This window comes from Pseudoalteromonas sp. GB43 (assembly GCF_054923805.1).
Genome location: NZ_JBPCHJ010000002.1, coordinates 513,796 through 529,494 on the forward strand (window position 1 = coordinate 513,796; position 15,699 = coordinate 529,494).

Genomic DNA, 15,699 nt, shown 5'->3' on the forward strand with positions numbered 1-15,699 from the left:
GCTAGAATCGACCGTTTTTTCATCTATACTGATGAAAGCTCATTGTGAGTGAAAGGTATTGCTTTAACTAATAAAGGATGATTTATGAAAAAACTAATAGCGGCAGCTATTTGCGGTTTGGTTTCAACGGTAAGCCTTGCAGCTGATAAGCCAAACGTATTGGCCATAATGGTTGATGACGTTGCGCCAATCTCACTCAGTGCATACTCGCACGGTATGACCTACCCAACCCCTAATATTGATCGCATTGCTAACGAAGGTGCATTGTTTACTGATCATTATGCACAACCTAGCTGTACTGCGGGCCGTGCAGCATTTTTAATGGGGCAGTTGCCTGTGCGGACAGGCTTAACCACGGTAGGTCAACCTGGTAACCCTCTTGGTATAAAAGAAGCCGATCCTACCTTAGCCGAATTTTTAAAAGCTCGCGGTTATATGACGGCTCAATATGGTAAAAATCATTTAGGTGATTTAGATGAGCACTTACCAACAAAGCATGGCTTTGATGAATTTTACGGAAATTTGTACCACTTAAATGTGTCTGAAGAACCCGAGCAGGCTGATTACCCTAAAGATCCTAAGTTTGTTAAAAAGTTTGGCCCGCGTGGTGTGATTGAATCTTACGCCAATGGCAAAATCACTGATACTGGCCCACTTACTCGCAAACGAATGGAAACGTTTGATGAAGAAGTGTTAGAGCGCTCACTTAACTTTATGGAACGCGCAGTTAAAGCGAAAAAACCATTCTTTATTTGGCATGCCACAAGTCGTATGCATGTTTACACACACCTAAAACCTGAAAGCCGAAATTTAGCGACAGGCATTAGTTCTGAAGAAGATATTTTTGGTAGTGGCTTGATGGAGCATGATGGTCATGTTGGCAAGCTACTAGATAAACTTGATGAGCTAAAAATTGCCGATAACACCATTGTTATTTACACCAGCGATAATGGTCCTGAGCAATCAAGCTGGCCTGATGCAGGAACCACTGAGTTCCGTGGTGAAAAAATGACAACCTGGGAAGGGGGCGTGCGCGTGCCTTTCTTGGTACGCTGGCCTGATGAAATACCAAAAGGCTTAAAGCTCAATGGCATTTCATCACATGAAGATGTTTTCCCTACAGTTGCGGCTGCATTAGGTGAAAAGAACTTACGTGAAAAGCTTAAAAAGTCAGACAAAGTGTATATTGATGGTGAAAACAACCTAGCTTATTGGACTGGTAAAGCTGATAAATCTGCACGTAACTATTTCTTTTATTACTATGAGTCACAACTTACGGCGGTACGTTTTGGTCCATGGAAAATGCACTTCGCAACCAAACCAAATGGCTTATATTACGAAGATATGGTAACTCACAGTATGCCTAAATTATTTAATTTACGTAAAGATCCATTAGAACACTATGATGGGGTAACTGGTTTTCATCAAATCATGCGTAAGAGTTGGTTGATGCAGCCGATTATTGCTAAGTTAAATGAACATGTTCAAACCTTTGTTGAATTCCCACCACGTCAAGAAGCGGCGTCACTTAACGTGAATGAAGCAATCGAAAAAGCAAAATCACTAAACTATGGGCATTAATTATTAACCATAAGTTGAAAAGGGCCGATTAGGCCCTTTTTTAATGATTAATGCTATTCATCATTTCGAGCTGTTTCACAAACTGCTCAACTTGCTGGTTACCCGGTACCAAGCGGGCTAGGTTTCTGGCATAAAACAGCGCTTGGCTGTAGTTCTCTTCTGCCACATACCACTGTGCCAAACTGTAGCTGATATCTGGGTTATTCGGTGTTAAATTAAATGCGCGCTCAAGGGCTGAGATGGCCGCTGGCATGTTGCCTAAATCTTGTAATAGCAGGGCGTAGGTAAACTGATAGTTTGCATTTTCTTGTGCAAACTGCGCTGCTTTTTGTAAATGGTTAAGAGCGGTGTTTTTTTGTTTTGCGCGAATAAGGCTCATTGCCAGGGCATAATGTATGTCGGCGCTTTCTAGGTTAACGTCTAAGCCTTGTTTTAAGATGACTTGCGCTGCTTTTTCATCGCCTTGATTACGGTATAAATCTGCTAAATTGACATAAGCGGGAGCAAAAATAGGCTCAACACTGATTGCTTGCAGGTAATGTGCTTTGGCTTGCTCAGGCTTTTGTAATGTGAGCGCCAAATTGCCTAAATTGGTGTGTGAATAGCCACGCTCTGCTTGGTACTCTTGAATGCCTTTGTATTCATCAAGGGCTGCATTTAAACGTTTGCTGTCTTGCTCATTGAGCCCCGTAGGGAAGGGTTGAATTAACATACCTGCAAGTGCTCGTGCAGCTTCGGCTCTGATAGGCAAATTTTCATCATCTAAAAGCGGGTTCAACAGGCGCCAGCGCTGGTTGATATCAAACGGCATCGCCGCCTCAATGGCTGCTTGGCGTTTTAATGGTTCGCTGTCTTTTACTGAGCGAGCAATCGCGACGACAGCATTGTTATCTTGGCTTGCGGCTAAGCGGCTTAATGCTGATGCACGGATGATCTCAGGAAAGCCTTTATCTTGCACGATTTTGGTCAGCATGGTTGATGCATTAGGCAAACGGTTATCCGCGGCATGAAACGCCTCAGAAAAATGCGCAGTGCCAAGGTGCTTTGAATGTGGATGCCAGCCTTTTATTTTAGCAACCGCCCATTGTGGCGTCTTGTCTTCATGGCAGCTATTACAGGCATTTGGGGCATTGGTTTTTAATGTTAAGTCTGGACGAGGTACCCGAAAGCTGTGGTCGCGCCTTGCATCCACTTGCATATAGGTGGTGGCAGGCATATGACAATCAACACATTGGCTACCAGTACTTGCCACTTTATGACCGTGATGTTTTGGCGTGTCGAACACCTCTTGGCTATGACATTGCGTACAGGTTTGATTACCCGGTAGCTTTAATTTACCCGAATGAGGGTTATGGCAGTTACTACATGTTACCCCGGCATTGAACATTTTACTTTGTAAAAATGAACCCCAAACATAGTCTTCGTCCCACACTTGACCATCAACGTGATAAAGCTCTGGAGTGAGTAATGAGCCTTGAAAGTGTTGTAAAAAGCTATGTGGGTCTTTGCGGTCATCAAGCTGTGAGCGGCGAGCATGGCATGTTGCACACACTTGCACTTGCTCGCTTTTTACCAGAGGCTGCACGCTTTGCATACTGCCATCGACTTCTTGGGTAAACAGCGGGGTTTGCTTTTTAATATTATGCGCAAAGCCTTTATCAGCAATACTGCTATCGCCATCAGCCCATTTTAAATGCGCTTGTGTGTCGCCATGACACGCTTTACAGCTCACGTTAATGCTTGAATAAGTTGAATCAAAGCTATTCGTTTTAAGGTCAAATTGCTTTTTGAAATCAGTTGAGTGGCAATCGGCACACATATGATTCCAGTTTTGGCCTTTTTGCGACCAATGAAAAAGTTCGTGTTGTTTCTGCTCAGGATGCAGTACAAACCAGCGCTGACCGCCTTCTGTTTTACTGCGTGAGTCCCACGCAAATGGAAACAGTTGTATGTGGCCTTTGCCCATATCAAACATGTATTGCTGCAATGGCTCATAGCCAAATGTGTATAAAACAGGGTAGTCAGTCAACTTGCCATCAAGGTTTGGCATGCTTATAAAAAGTTGTTGGTCTTTTTGAAAAAAGCGCGCTTGCTGGCCTTGATAGTCGAGGGTTTGTTCGTTGAAATTGCCAAGCACTGAAGCGGGAGTGGCTTTTTCCATAGCATGAAAATGATGGGATGTTTGCCAGTCTGCAACTTGGCTTTGATGACAGTTAGCACACTGGGACTCTGCAAACACACTAAATGCGAAAAAGCTACATAACAGCCAAGCCAATCTCATCACAGAATAAATCCTTTTTATTTTTACCACATGCACTTATGAGTTATATCAGTTTGTTACTGATAAGCAAAGTCGGCTTGTTAAAACGAGGATATAAAAAAGCCCGAGAAGCTCGGGCTTAGTAAGTTATAGACTTTTCTTCGGTGGCAGCGCAACGTTAGCGAAGATAAGCCCCGCCACTAATGACATAAATATCAAGAAGGTTTGTTGGCCTATATGCTCCGCATAAACGAAATCTTGACCTTCAATTAATGAATTCAAACCGATATAGGTTTTACTTCCAGGTACTAAAACAATTAAACCTTGCATGGCTACAATAGAGGCGGGTGCATTTGCAACACGGTTAAACAAGTTACTGAATACCCCGACAGATAAAGCACCAACAAATGTACCTAATGTGTAGTCTAGGTACATAGCGGAACCAATACTTGTGCCATACGCGATAAAGCCAGAAGCGATTGACCAAACTGCATGCTTTAATTTTGTTCTAAAAATAACGATTAGGCTGCTACATAACATGAAGATAGCAAGCCAAGCCGTCCATTTTGGTAAAGGTTCCGGTTGCACAAAATCACTTTGGCCAAAAATAGCAAAACCAATACCGATACCAATAAAAGCACCAAAATACAGTTTAAACAGCAGCATGAATGAGTCCATCACCCGAGCTGTACCAGATACTAAATGCCTTGCCGCTAACTCTGCTAAACCGAGGGCTAATGCTAACCCGGGTATAAATACAATGATGGCTGAAAGTACCACCAGTCGTATGTTTATTTGGGCATCAAGGTATACGCTTACAGCGCAGGCAATCATCGCAGAAACAATGGCAACTAATGGTTCAAGCATATGGGCAACACGCTTAGAGCGTGTTGACCAGAGTACAAATAAATACACCACTAAGGTGATCAGTGCTGACCAAAATACATCATTCCAGCTAGTCCCCATCAACATGGCAAATGCCCCACCTGAGGTCGCAAATGCAACGCCAGTCATAAATTTATTATATGGGTTTGGCATGGTGTAAATAATATCGAGCTGTTTATCGACTTCTTGTAGCGTCAGCTCGCCATTAAGCATTTTGTTTACTAAGTCATCGGTATCTGCCAGCGAGCCTAAGTCATGATCGCCCGGATCAACACGCGCCACATGGGTGTACTCTTCTTCGTGCCCATCTGTCCAAATAACAAATGTCACTGATGTTGGCGACATAACAAAAGATGATTTCAAACCGAGGTAAGTCGCAACTTCCATTAAGTGCGCTTCTAGTCGGTATGCAGGTGTACCGTATTTATGAAGCATTTTGCCAAGCTTCACGATAAATTTTCGTTTTTCAGTAAACGTTGCGGTTTTCAAAGGCGTTTTGAACCAAAGGTTAAATTGTTCAGTTAAGGATAGACCAAAATTCAATAAGATATAGTCTAATAGCTAGACTATATCGCTTAAATTGACCAGCGCGATTTTAGCGACAAAAGCCGCTATGTCTAGTGTTATTTACGGCAAAATTACTTATTTTTTGCTTCAATCCACTGCGCCATGTATTGGGTCGAACGCATGGTGTGATGTTTGAGCATTTGGCCGGTAAAATTTTGCTGTCTATGCTGCGCTAATGACTCACTAATGGCGGTGATTTTAGCGATTAACTGCGACTGAAGTTTTGATTTATCATAATATTTTTGCAATAACTGCTGGCCATTTTGCTGTGCCTCAGTAAATAACGCTTCGTCTTGATAAAGTGCCACTGCTGCATCTGCAAATTGCTGTGCATCTTCACAGATTGCGCCTGACCAAGGCTCATTTTGATGCATGCCTTCACTGCCAATAGGAGTTGTTACGCTCGGCGTTTGCATGATCATCGCTTCGAGTAACTTACCCTTAATACCAGCCCCAAAACGCAGTGGCGATAAACATACTCGGGCATCTTCCATCACTTGATAAGCATCATCAGCCCAGCCTTTGATTAAGAAGCCGGTTTTTGGATTGTTAAGCGCTGTCGCCTTAGGCGGTGGGTAAGAGCCATAAATGTGGAGCTCGGCATCGGGTAATTGTTTACGGATCAGCGGCCAAATTTGTTGTAAGTACAACACTGCATCCCAGTTTGGCGCATGACGAAAATTACCAATGGTCATAAAGTGTTTACGCTCAGCAAATGCTTTGGTGCTGCTGGGAATATGCTGTAAATCAACCAAAAATGGTAGGTGGTGAAGTAGGGCGTTATCGACTTTGAAAACGTCATTGAGTAGCTGCATCTCGTAATGCGAGATAATTAAGCTGATGTCTGAGCGTAAAATAGCGGCGATTTCTCGTTTTGCAATATCACTGTGTAAATCGCTATGGCTGAATTCTCGGCCTGCTTTATGAGCTTCGTGGCGTGCATTTCTGAGGCACTGTAAATCTTCGGTATCAAGAATTTTAAGTGCGTTAGGGCAGTATTTATCGACTCGCCAGCCAAATTGCTCTTCCATCATAAAGCGGTCAAACATCACAATATCAGGGTTATACGCTTGTACGTACTCATCAAAGCTGGAGCAGTTTAATGCAATTACTTGTGTGGTAATGCCATCTTCGCTGAGATCCACCATGTGTTCGGTTTTTTGCGCAGGGCTTGCAAATTCGACTTGCCAGCTTTCTGCACTAAAGGCGCGCAGGAGTGACATCATGTGGGTGCCGGCTGCCGACGAATTAGGCTCAGGCCATACATAGCCGATCACTAACACTTTTTTCATTGGCTTGAATCTCGTATTTTTAAGTTAACATCCACCAAGGTGCGAACGGGTGGCGTTGATTTATCTAATAGTTCTTTTAACACCTGACAGGTGCGTTTACCGATTTCATCGGCATTAATGGCGATGGTTGAAAGAGAAGGAAGCATTAAGCGTGAATCTTCTAGGTCATCAAAGCCAATAACTTTGATGTCTTTACCTGGCTCTATACGTGTTGGCGCATAGCTTCAATCGCGCCGTAAGCAATCACATCATTAAAACAGACAATGGCCTTGGTATTTGGCGCTTGTTTTATAAGGGTATTAAAGGCTTCTCGGCCACCTTGGCGGTTTGTCGGCGCTTGAATAACGGGTTTTTCGTCAGTGATATTAAATTGCTCAAGCGCAGCTAAAAAACCACTTAAACGTTCATGGTAGTCAGATATTTCTGCCGTGCCGCCTAAAAATGCAACTTCTTCTATGCCTTGCGATAAAATATGGCTAGTCGAAATATGTGTGCCTTTTTTGTTATCAGGCAAAATACACGGCGCAGCTGAAAACGGAATTTCACGCATGATATTAATAACCGGAAAACCACTATTTATTAAATCATCTTGCCACTGCTGCTCTGTCCCCGGTGCTGGACACATAATAAACGCCGATACGTTGTATTCTTTTAGGGTTTTCACCACTTGAGTTTGCCTTTCGACACACTCTGCAATATTCACCAGCATTGGCAGCATGCCAAGCTCAAAGATGTGTTTTTCGAGACCAACAGCAAGCTGAGCTGAATACGGGTTGGTTAAGTCATTTATAACCAACGCGACTAGGTTTGATCGCTTGCTGCGTAGTGCTGCAGCATCGCGGTTATACACATAGCCAAGCTTATCAATGGCAGCCAGTACTTTTTCTTTACTTTTTTTACTGACCTTATCACTGTTGGTAAGGACCAAAGACACCGTTGATTTTGAAACTTGTGCTTGTTCAGCTACATCCCAAATTGTGACTTTGCCTGTCGATTTTTTCATTTTTATTAGCAAAAAGTGGCGAATAGAGTGCTTTTATTTTAGCGTAATTTAGCTGTTTAAGTCACTGATTGGCTGCCAAAAGGATCGAAACTCTTTATGAAATGCTGCAAACATGTTCTACTTGTTTACAGAAACGAAAATAAAAACGAAAAAGGAACGAACATGAAAGCATTTAAACTGCTTTTTGCGCTAGTTATTGGCGCAGCTGTTTGCACACCCAGTTTTGCTAATCAAGGTTATCAAACTCCATCGCCCGCACTGGCTGCTGTGGTTGACGCTAAGCTCGCGCCAAGTAGTTATTTATCGAATGATGGCCAGTGGCTGGCGCTATTCGATAGAAAACGCATCGATACCTTACAAGACTTAGCCAAAGAAGAGTTAAAACTTGCGGGCATTAAGCTTAATCCTGCTAATTTTTCGCGCTCACGAGTGCGTAATAAATTTACATCTTTAGTGCTTAAGCATGTTGAAACAGGCTCTGAAATTGTTGTATCGGGTTTGCCAAATGGCATTTTACGCTCACCAAGTTGGTCAAGCGACAGTCAATATTTGGCATTTGTGGTTGAGCAAGCATCGAGTGCTAACCTATGGGTCTATAATGTAAGTACTAAGCAAGCCCGCCAGTTAAGTGATACGCCTCTTAATTCTGTGCTAACGCGCACGCCTTATACGTGGCTGCCAGATAGCAGCGCTATTGTCGCTAATGCAGCGGTCAATATTGGTAAAGCACGTATCAGCAACGACAGCTCGCAGGTTGTGCCTGTTATTCAGCAAAGTAGTGGTGAAAAAGCGCCTGCGCGTACTTATCAAAACCTGCTAACTAGCCCATACGATGAAGCACAATTTAAGTTCTTTGCCCAAAGCCAGCTGACTTATATTCCGCTCAGTGGTCAAGGCCAACCGATTGGTCAACCGGGCTTAATTAAATCGTTTTCGGTCTCGCCTGATTCAACCAATATTTTGGTTGGTATGATTGATGAGCCTTTTTCGTATCAAGTACCTTACAGCCGATTTGCTGCGACTTGGCAAATTTGGGGCATGCGTGGCTATACGTTAGCAGAGCTTGCGAAGCAGCCTTTAGCAGATAACATTCCACAAGGTTATGACAGTGTGCCTACTGGTCGCCGCGAATTTCAATGGCGAGCAGATCAAGGCGCTGAAGTAATTTGGGCAGAAGCACAAGACGGCGGTGATATGAAAACCGACGTGCCTTATCACGATCACCTTTATAGCCTAAGAGCACCATTTAAACGTGATGCTAAGTTATTTGCGAAAGTTGAACGCCGTTTTGACTCAATTACTTGGGGCAACGGTAATGTTGCTCTGTTATCTGAATGGCGCTTTAGCGACCGACAAGTTCGCACATTTGTTATTCAACCTCGTAATGCAGATAAAAACCGCGTGCTATTTTCTGAGCGCAGCTATAACGATGCGTATAAAGATCCAGGTTACCCAATTTATGAAAAGAATGATTTAGGCGCTGACGTATTAAAAGTTGTTGGTGGGCGTTATCTTTTCTTACGCGGTAACGGTGCCTCTGAACAAGGTAATATTCCGTTTTTAGACCGATATGATGTAAAAACCAATTCCACAACACGTGTTTGGCAATCAGAAGCGCCATACTATGAGCGTGTGCGTGCAATGCTTGATGATGAAGGCGAGCGTTTAATTACGATTCGCGAATCTAAAACTGAGCAACCTAACTTTTTTATTCGCGACCTAGACGATAAAACCCTGACTCAACTTACGACTTTTGAGCACCCTTACCCAGAATTTAAAGGGGTGACTAAAGAGCTAATTCGATACAAGCGTGATGATGGCGTTGAGCTTAGTGGTACGCTTTATTTACCGCCTGGTTATGATTCAACTCAAGGCCCGTTACCGGTTCTAATGTGGGCTTATCCGCTTGAATATAAAGATAAAGCCGTTGCGTCACAAATGCGCGAGTCGCCTTATGAGTTTACTTATATCGGTTATTGGGGACCAATGCCTTATCTTGCAAAAGGTATTGCCGTATTTGACGACCCGAAAATGCCAATTGTGGGTGTTGATGGTAAAGAGCCAAACGACTTATTCCGTAAGCAGCTGGTGGCAAGTGCTAAGGCTGCGGTAGATGTGCTTGTTGAAAAAGGTGTGGCAGATAAAGATAACATTGCCATTGCTGGTCACTCTTATGGTGCCTTTATGGTGGCGAATTTATTAGCGCACAGCGATTTATTTAAAACCGGTATTGCCCGCAGTGGTGCTTACAACCGCACCCTAACGCCATTTGGTTTCCAAGGTGAAGAGCGTGACTTTTGGCAAGCGCAAGATGTGTACGCGGCGATGTCACCGTTTTTCCATGCTGAGAAAATCAATGAGCCTATGCTGATGATCCACGGTCAAGAAGATCCAAACTCGGGTACCTTCCCAATGCAAAGTGAGCGTATGTACGCTGCATTAAAAGGCCTAGGTAAAGAAGCCCGCTTAGTGATGTTACCTTATGAGGCGCATGGCTATCGCGCTCGTAAGAGCTTGCTGCATGTACTTTGGGAGCAAGAGCAGTGGTTAGAAAAATACTTATTAAGTGACGAAAAACCCGTAGAGCCAGTTGCCGCTGACGGTGTCACTCAGTAGTTAGTTAAATGGTTATATTAGGAATCCCCGCCCATTAAGCGGGGATTTTTGTATTGCCTACTTGCATATTCTTATTCGTAGATAAGCGGTTAGCAAATAAGAGGAAATGTTGTTCATGTTTATAATTCCAGATACCGACAAGAAAATTCGCGCAAAGATATCTAGCTATAAATCTGCTTTTAACCGAGAGATTAGAGATTATGGCTGTATCTCAGATGGTTATGGTAAGCGATATTTAATATTTCCTTTGTTGCTCGTACTCAATGATATGAAAAAAGCTGAGCAACATATACAGTGGCATGATTCACACTTTCCTGATGATATGGGTGAGCCAGTGCAAATGTTGTGTCGTTCGATACTAACGTTTCGTATTGGTGATATTAATAAGGCGTCTTACGAACTAGCTGAAACTATGTTTTCGAATGTATATTTATTGCCATGGCTACTTGATGAAAAAGTAGAACCTATTGATATGTGCCATCTAACAAACTTCTCACTGTTAGAGTATTGTGAGGAAGTACCACACAGAGTTCTCGAAAGCATATCAGAGCAAGAGCTGGAGTGGATTTACAGCTGCTATCATTCAGGGGCTTTTGTAAAAGCAAGAACACGTTATATTGAAATCTACACGCGCTTAAAGCATGTTTCAGAAATGGATGAACGCGTTAAGCTATCTGATGAAGCTGAGAAGTTACTATCAGCTCTAAAAGTTTAGCAGGCAATAGCTTAAGGGAAGGTCCTAAGTGCTTGGTTTCTGCTTTGAATGCTATTTTAGTCAATTAAATTAGGCCTTTGATGCGGTCGTTATAAAACAAGGATGCTCATGAATAAGTTTATAATTCTAATATTATTTTTAATATCGTCTTGCTCATTACATGCAAAACAAACCAAAAGTTTAGAATTTTCTAAAGTGCTAGATAAGGAGATCCCGTTAATTCTTGAAAAAAGCAAAGCGCGTGGTATTGCTATATCGATTGTTCAAGGGAATGAGGTGCTTGGTTCATATTCTTATGGCCATGCTGACGCTGAAAATAGAACCCCAATCACACACAAAACTTTATTCAATGTTGGCTCCATTTCTAAAGTGATTACAGCTTGGGGCGCAATGATACTAGTTGAACAAGGTAAAGTTGAACTTGATAAACCAATTAATGATTACTTAAAAAGCTGGAAAATACCGAATTCTCAGTTTGATGCTAACAAAGTAACTTTACGTAATATTCTCTCTCATACTGCAGGGCTTTCATTAAGTGGCTACAATGGATGGAGTGCTGAAGATCCATTACCTACTCTTGTAGAGTCATTAGAAGGCAATAATACGGGTGATGGAGCCGTTAAAATTATTCATGAACCTGACACTAAATGGTCATACTCAGGTGGTGGTTACACGATAGTTCAGCTGTTAATTGAAGACCTGACTAATCAATCTTTCAGTAATTTTATGACTAAAAACGTTCTTTTACCCCTCGGAATGACAAATTCTTCGTTTGATATCAACCGTATTTCTCCAGCAAAGCTGGCTAGTCCTTACGATGAGAATGGCAACAAAACAGCTATGGTGTACTTTACAGAAACAGCTGCCGCTGGCTTTATAACAACGGCAGATGATTTAGCTAAGTTTAATCAGGCAGTGCTAAAAAATGAGCAAGGTAATTACATTGGTTCAAATATTTTATCAAATCAGCTTATTGCAAATATGATTCAAGCTCAGCCTCACACAGGAGGGCGATGGAGTATGAGTTATGTCGTAGACTCTGAGAATAACAGTCTAGGTTTTGCAGGGTTTAATAGAGGCTGGACATCCTTAACTCGCTCTGTGACAGATAAAAATATTGGTTATGTAATATTAAACAATAGTAGCGTTGGTGGAGTGAATAATGAAATTGATCAACTCCTGCTGTCTGTAATTAAAGGTAGTTAAACTGAAGCGCACATAGCAAGTATCTTAGCTATGGGTAATCGGTTTTAATTGCTCGCTTAACCAATCAATAAACACTCGGGTACGCCTTGGTAAATGGCGTCGATTTGGGTAGACGATATTCATAGGCATGGGCGGCAAATTATAGTCAGGCAAAACTTGGATAAGTTCACCACGACTAAGCTCGTCAAGAACTCCATGACGAGGCACTTGAATAAGACCAAGCCCAGCTAAACACGCTGCTTTATAAGCATCAGTATTGTTGACTGTGAGCTGTGATTTCATGGTCAGGGTTTGCCAATCGCCTTGCGTATCTTGGTATTCAAAGCCAGGGTCAAGTTGGCCGAGTGTTTGGCTATAGCGAACAATGTAATGCTCGGCTAAATCGCTAAGTTCAGTGATGTTGCCATAGTTTTTAATATAACCTGGGCTTACACAGTTAATCATAGGGCAGTGGCCAATTTTTTTCGCAATCAGCGATGAGTCTTCTAAATTACCGACTCGCACTACACAATCAAAGCCTTCTTCAATTAGGTTAACTCGTCTGTCAGAACTACTCAATTCAATCTCTAATTGCGGGTGTGCAGATAAAAAGCTGTCTAGATTCGGTAGCACTAAGCGCCGACTAATTGGCTGTGGCATATCTACTCTAAGACGCCCTGATAACGCTTCGTCTTTTTTATGAAATAGGGTTTGTAGTTCGTCTATATCAGCAAGCATATCTTTGCAGCGCTGATAAAACACAGTGCCTTCATTGGTCAGCGTAACTCGTCTTGTTGTGCGGTTTAGAAGCCGAGCACCTAACGTATCTTCGAGTTGTTTGACCAACTGCGAAACAGATGATTTAGGCATGCTCAGTGAAAGTGCTGCAGCCGAAAAGCTTTTTAGCTCTGCAACCTGAACAAAGGTTTTCATGGCATTTAGTTCATTCATTATTGTTTGTTATTTGCGAACAGTTAATTCAATTTTACATGGTTTATCTGGTTTTGCAGTGTAAATATACTGATTGCTCACAATTACTTCAAAGCAAAAGGGTAAGCACGATGAGCAACAAAATTGCAGTGATCACAGGTGGTAATCGCGGTTTAGGTAAAAATACGGTTTTAAGTTTGGCACGTAAGAACATTGATTGCGTATTTACTTACAGAAGCCATAAAAATGAAGCGCAGCAAGTTGTAGAAGAAGTTGCAGCGCTAGGGGCAAAAGCCGTCGCCATTCAACTTGATGTGAGCGATATTTTAGGTTTTGCTGAATTTAAACAAACACTTGAAAGTACCTTGGCAACACAATGGCAAACATCTCGATTTGATTATTTAATTAATAACGCAGGCCATGGCAGTGATAGTGCATTTGCTGATACCAGCGAAGCTATGTTTGATAATTTGATGAATGTACATGTAAAAGGGGTGTTTTTCTTAACGCAAACACTGCATGAGATGATCAATGATGGCGGGCGTATTATTAACTTATCTTCAGGGCTGACACGTTTTGCATTACCAGGAAAAGCGGCCTACGCCACCATGAAAGGGGCCGTTGAGGTATTAACCAAATACATGGCAAAAGAACTTGCTGCTCGCAATATTGCCGTGAATGTCGTCGCACCAGGCGCAATTGCCACTGATTTTGGTGGCGGTGCAGTCCGTGATAATGAGCATGTTGCTCAATTGGTCAGTTCATTTACAGCCATGGGACGCGTTGGCCAAGCTGATGATATTGGTCCTATGATTGCGCAGCTACTCGGTGATGAAAACCGTTGGGTGACCGGGCAACGCATTGAAGCATCAGGCGGTATGTTTTTATAAGCCTGTTAGCAATCGCGTGTTTGTTTGCTTATTTAAGTGAATGTGATTTAATCGCTTTCTCTTTTTAAGCAATAAACATGTGATTGCATTTATGCTCGATTTAGCAGTACTCGCGGTTTTTATTCCGACCTTTTTCTTTGTTTCGATTACACCTGGTATGTGTATGACGCTCGCCATGACGTTAGGGATGAGTGTGGGCGTTAGACGTACGCTGTGGATGATGGTCGGCGAGGTGTTAGGGGTTGCCACAGTAGCCATTGCAGCGGTGATTGGGGTTGCCAGTATTATGCTTAATTACCCTGACTTATTTGTCTTTTTAAAATACCTAGGTGGCGCGTACTTAATATACTTAGGTGTTAATATGTGGCGCGCTAAAACCAGCTTTAAACCTAACGATGATACACAGCAACAAATTGGCCGCGGGCAATTATTTTCGCAGGGTTATATCACTGCCATTGCAAACCCAAAAGGGTGGGCATTTATGATTTCTTTACTCCCTCCGTTTATTAATGTTGACTTAGCGGTTGCTCCTCAGCTTGCGGTATTAGTGAGCATTATTATGCTGAGCGAATTTATCTGTATGTTGATTTACGCAACAGGCGGTAAAAGCTTAAGGCTGTTTTTAGATAAAGGCGATAATGTGAAGTGGTTAAACCGTATTGCTGGCGCGCTTATGATGGGTGTAGGCGTTTGGCTGGCGCTAGGTTAACGCTAAGTTGGATAATAGCCATCTGCATATTGCAAATGGCTATTATCCTTTATGAGTCTTAATCAACTAATTCAACTTGCTTAGACACATGGTTAAAGCATAGTTTTAAAGTATCAATGGCAGTTCTTGTTTTTGCCGCTAAACTGTCTCTGGCTGGTGTTACAGCATAAACAGTATAGTTTGGCATTGCCCATTCAGGTGCTATTTCAACCAGTTCTTTCGATTTTAGTAAATGCCTAACTTCTGGCTCGGGTAACACGCCATAGCCAACACCATCAATCACAAGTTTGATTAAACTTTGCATGTTGTTCACTGTAATTTTAGCCTTTGGCAGTGGCTTGCTTTCTAATGTAGAAGGGTTAAATGCGTTGCTGTCAGCATTACTGTGTCCAATTCTGGCAAACTGGTTGAGATCTTGCCAGCGAGCCTGTTTTATTTGACTAATTGGATGATCTTTATGGGCGCACAACTTTAGTGGCCACGTTGCTAATTGCCTTGCTACTAGGTTGGAATCTGTTAATGGGCCAATAGCGATTGCTAAGTCAGCGCCGCATTTAATCATATCAATTGGCTCGTCAGTCAAAATTAACTGAATACGTAAATCATCAAATTCGTTAATTAAGCGCTCCAACGGCTCGCTTAATAATCCTCCACCAAAACCCACTGGCGCCACTAATTTAAGCTCGCCACTGGGCTTATTTTGCAAATGTTGTAATTGCGTACTGGCTTGATCAGCTAGTGCCAGCATTTTTAAACAGCTTTGATAATACAGGTGGCCGGCTTCGGTTAAGGTAAGTTCGCGTGGGCTGCGGTTAAATAGGCTTAATCCGATTTCTTGTTCTAATTGCTTAATGTGTTGACTCACAGCCGATGTGGTCATCGATAACTCTGCAGCTGCACCGCTCATATTGCCTGTCTCTACAGTACGAGAAAAAACGCGTAGTGTTTTTATCAGCTTGGAATTCATAGTTCAGGCCTTCTTAATTCAGTTTTAAGAAATCGTAAATTGTGAAAATCGGGACTTCTTATTAGTATGCAAACGCTAATTATTATCATTAATAAACAA

11 protein-coding genes and 1 pseudogene are annotated in these 15,699 nt (G+C 42.3%); 6 read left to right on the plus strand and 6 right to left on the minus strand.

Annotated features, from left to right (window positions below):
• Window positions 1–84: 84 nt before the first annotated feature.
• Window positions 85–1,581, plus strand: coding sequence for an arylsulfatase (locus ACRWSG_RS19770; RefSeq protein ID WP_054553996.1), 1,497 nt, complete (start codon window positions 85–87; stop codon window positions 1,579–1,581).
• A 40-nt stretch (window positions 1,582–1,621) separates the two neighbouring features.
• On the opposite strand, the gene ACRWSG_RS19775 is transcribed toward ACRWSG_RS19770, so the two are convergent.
• The 4 genes and pseudogenes from ACRWSG_RS19775 to ACRWSG_RS19790 form a co-directional block, all read right to left on the minus strand.
• Window positions 1,622–3,862: a cytochrome c3 family protein gene (locus ACRWSG_RS19775; protein WP_462167549.1), complete on the minus strand. Its 2,241-nt coding sequence runs from the start codon at window positions 3,860–3,862 to the stop codon at window positions 1,622–1,624.
• Between the two features lie 126 nt (window positions 3,863–3,988).
• On the minus strand, window positions 3,989–5,215 hold the full coding sequence (locus tag ACRWSG_RS19780) for a threonine/serine exporter family protein (protein ID WP_082389304.1): 1,227 nt from the start codon (window positions 5,213–5,215) through the stop codon (window positions 3,989–3,991).
• 149 nt (window positions 5,216–5,364) lie between these two features.
• Window positions 5,365–6,585, minus strand: coding sequence for a glycosyltransferase (locus ACRWSG_RS19785; protein ID WP_462167319.1), 1,221 nt, complete (start codon window positions 6,583–6,585; stop codon window positions 5,365–5,367).
• Window positions 6,582–7,588, minus strand: a pseudogene (locus ACRWSG_RS19790) (LacI family DNA-binding transcriptional regulator). Before ACRWSG_RS19790 ends, ACRWSG_RS19785 begins: the two are co-directional and overlap by 4 nt.
• A 162-nt stretch (window positions 7,589–7,750) precedes the next feature.
• Between ACRWSG_RS19790 and ACRWSG_RS19795 the strand changes: the two are divergent.
• The 3 genes from ACRWSG_RS19795 (at window position 7,751) to ACRWSG_RS19805 (ending at window position 12,125) form a co-directional block, all read left to right on the plus strand.
• Window positions 7,751–10,204: a S9 family peptidase gene (locus ACRWSG_RS19795; RefSeq protein WP_462167320.1), complete on the plus strand. Its 2,454-nt coding sequence runs from the start codon at window positions 7,751–7,753 to the stop codon at window positions 10,202–10,204.
• A gap of 115 nt (window positions 10,205–10,319) precedes the next feature.
• Window positions 10,320–10,919, plus strand: coding sequence for a hypothetical protein (locus tag ACRWSG_RS19800; RefSeq protein ID WP_462167321.1), 600 nt, complete (start codon window positions 10,320–10,322; stop codon window positions 10,917–10,919).
• A 108-nt stretch (window positions 10,920–11,027) separates the two neighbouring features.
• Window positions 11,028–12,125 (plus strand): serine hydrolase domain-containing protein, encoded by a 1,098-nt coding sequence (locus tag ACRWSG_RS19805; protein ID WP_371351600.1) that lies wholly within the window; start codon window positions 11,028–11,030, stop codon window positions 12,123–12,125.
• Window positions 12,126–12,149: 24 nt separating this feature from the next.
• On the opposite strand, the gene ACRWSG_RS19810 is transcribed toward ACRWSG_RS19805, so the two are convergent.
• On the minus strand, window positions 12,150–13,055 hold the full coding sequence (locus ACRWSG_RS19810) for a LysR family transcriptional regulator (RefSeq protein ID WP_462167322.1): 906 nt from the start codon (window positions 13,053–13,055) through the stop codon (window positions 12,150–12,152).
• A 110-nt stretch (window positions 13,056–13,165) separates the two neighbouring features.
• On the opposite strand from ACRWSG_RS19810, the gene ACRWSG_RS19815 reads away from it, so the two are divergent.
• Together ACRWSG_RS19815 and ACRWSG_RS19820 are read left to right on the plus strand one after the other, a co-directional pair.
• Window positions 13,166–13,924, plus strand: a complete 759-nt coding sequence (locus ACRWSG_RS19815) for an SDR family NAD(P)-dependent oxidoreductase (RefSeq protein ID WP_462167323.1) — start codon at window positions 13,166–13,168, stop codon at window positions 13,922–13,924.
• Window positions 13,925–14,015: 91 nt separating this feature from the next.
• On the plus strand, window positions 14,016–14,633 hold the full coding sequence (locus ACRWSG_RS19820; RefSeq protein WP_300358652.1) for a LysE family translocator: 618 nt from the start codon (window positions 14,016–14,018) through the stop codon (window positions 14,631–14,633).
• A gap of 58 nt (window positions 14,634–14,691) precedes the next feature.
• Here ACRWSG_RS19820 and ACRWSG_RS19825 read toward each other — a convergent pair whose 3' ends face one another.
• A complete protein-coding gene (locus ACRWSG_RS19825; protein ID WP_138599394.1) occupies window positions 14,692–15,600 on the minus strand; it encodes a LysR family transcriptional regulator in 909 nt (302 codons plus the stop codon).
• Window positions 15,601–15,699 lie beyond the last annotated feature (99 nt).

What these genes read in the sequence shown, in the direction of transcription:
- ACRWSG_RS19785 (WP_462167319.1), bottom strand. Translation starts at nt 6,585, where the DNA reads ATGAAAAAAGTGTTAGTGATCGGCTATGTATGGCCTGAGCCTAATTCG.
- ACRWSG_RS19825 (WP_138599394.1), bottom strand. Translation starts at nt 15,600, where the DNA reads ATGAATTCCAAGCTGATAAAAACACTACGCGTTTTTTCTCGTACTGTA.
- ACRWSG_RS19810 (WP_462167322.1), bottom strand. Translation starts at nt 13,055, where the DNA reads ATGAATGAACTAAATGCCATGAAAACCTTTGTTCAGGTTGCAGAGCTA.
- ACRWSG_RS19815 (WP_462167323.1), top strand. Translation starts at nt 13,166, where the DNA reads ATGAGCAACAAAATTGCAGTGATCACAGGTGGTAATCGCGGTTTAGGT.
- ACRWSG_RS19820 (WP_300358652.1), top strand. Translation starts at nt 14,016, where the DNA reads ATGCTCGATTTAGCAGTACTCGCGGTTTTTATTCCGACCTTTTTCTTT.
- ACRWSG_RS19800 (WP_462167321.1), top strand. Translation starts at nt 10,320, where the DNA reads ATGTTTATAATTCCAGATACCGACAAGAAAATTCGCGCAAAGATATCT.
- ACRWSG_RS19795 (WP_462167320.1), top strand. Translation starts at nt 7,751, where the DNA reads ATGAAAGCATTTAAACTGCTTTTTGCGCTAGTTATTGGCGCAGCTGTT.
- ACRWSG_RS19770 (WP_054553996.1), top strand. Translation starts at nt 85, where the DNA reads ATGAAAAAACTAATAGCGGCAGCTATTTGCGGTTTGGTTTCAACGGTA.
- ACRWSG_RS19805 (WP_371351600.1), top strand. Translation starts at nt 11,028, where the DNA reads ATGAATAAGTTTATAATTCTAATATTATTTTTAATATCGTCTTGCTCA.
- ACRWSG_RS19775 (WP_462167549.1), bottom strand. Translation starts at nt 3,862, where the DNA reads ATGAGATTGGCTTGGCTGTTATGTAGCTTTTTCGCATTTAGTGTGTTT.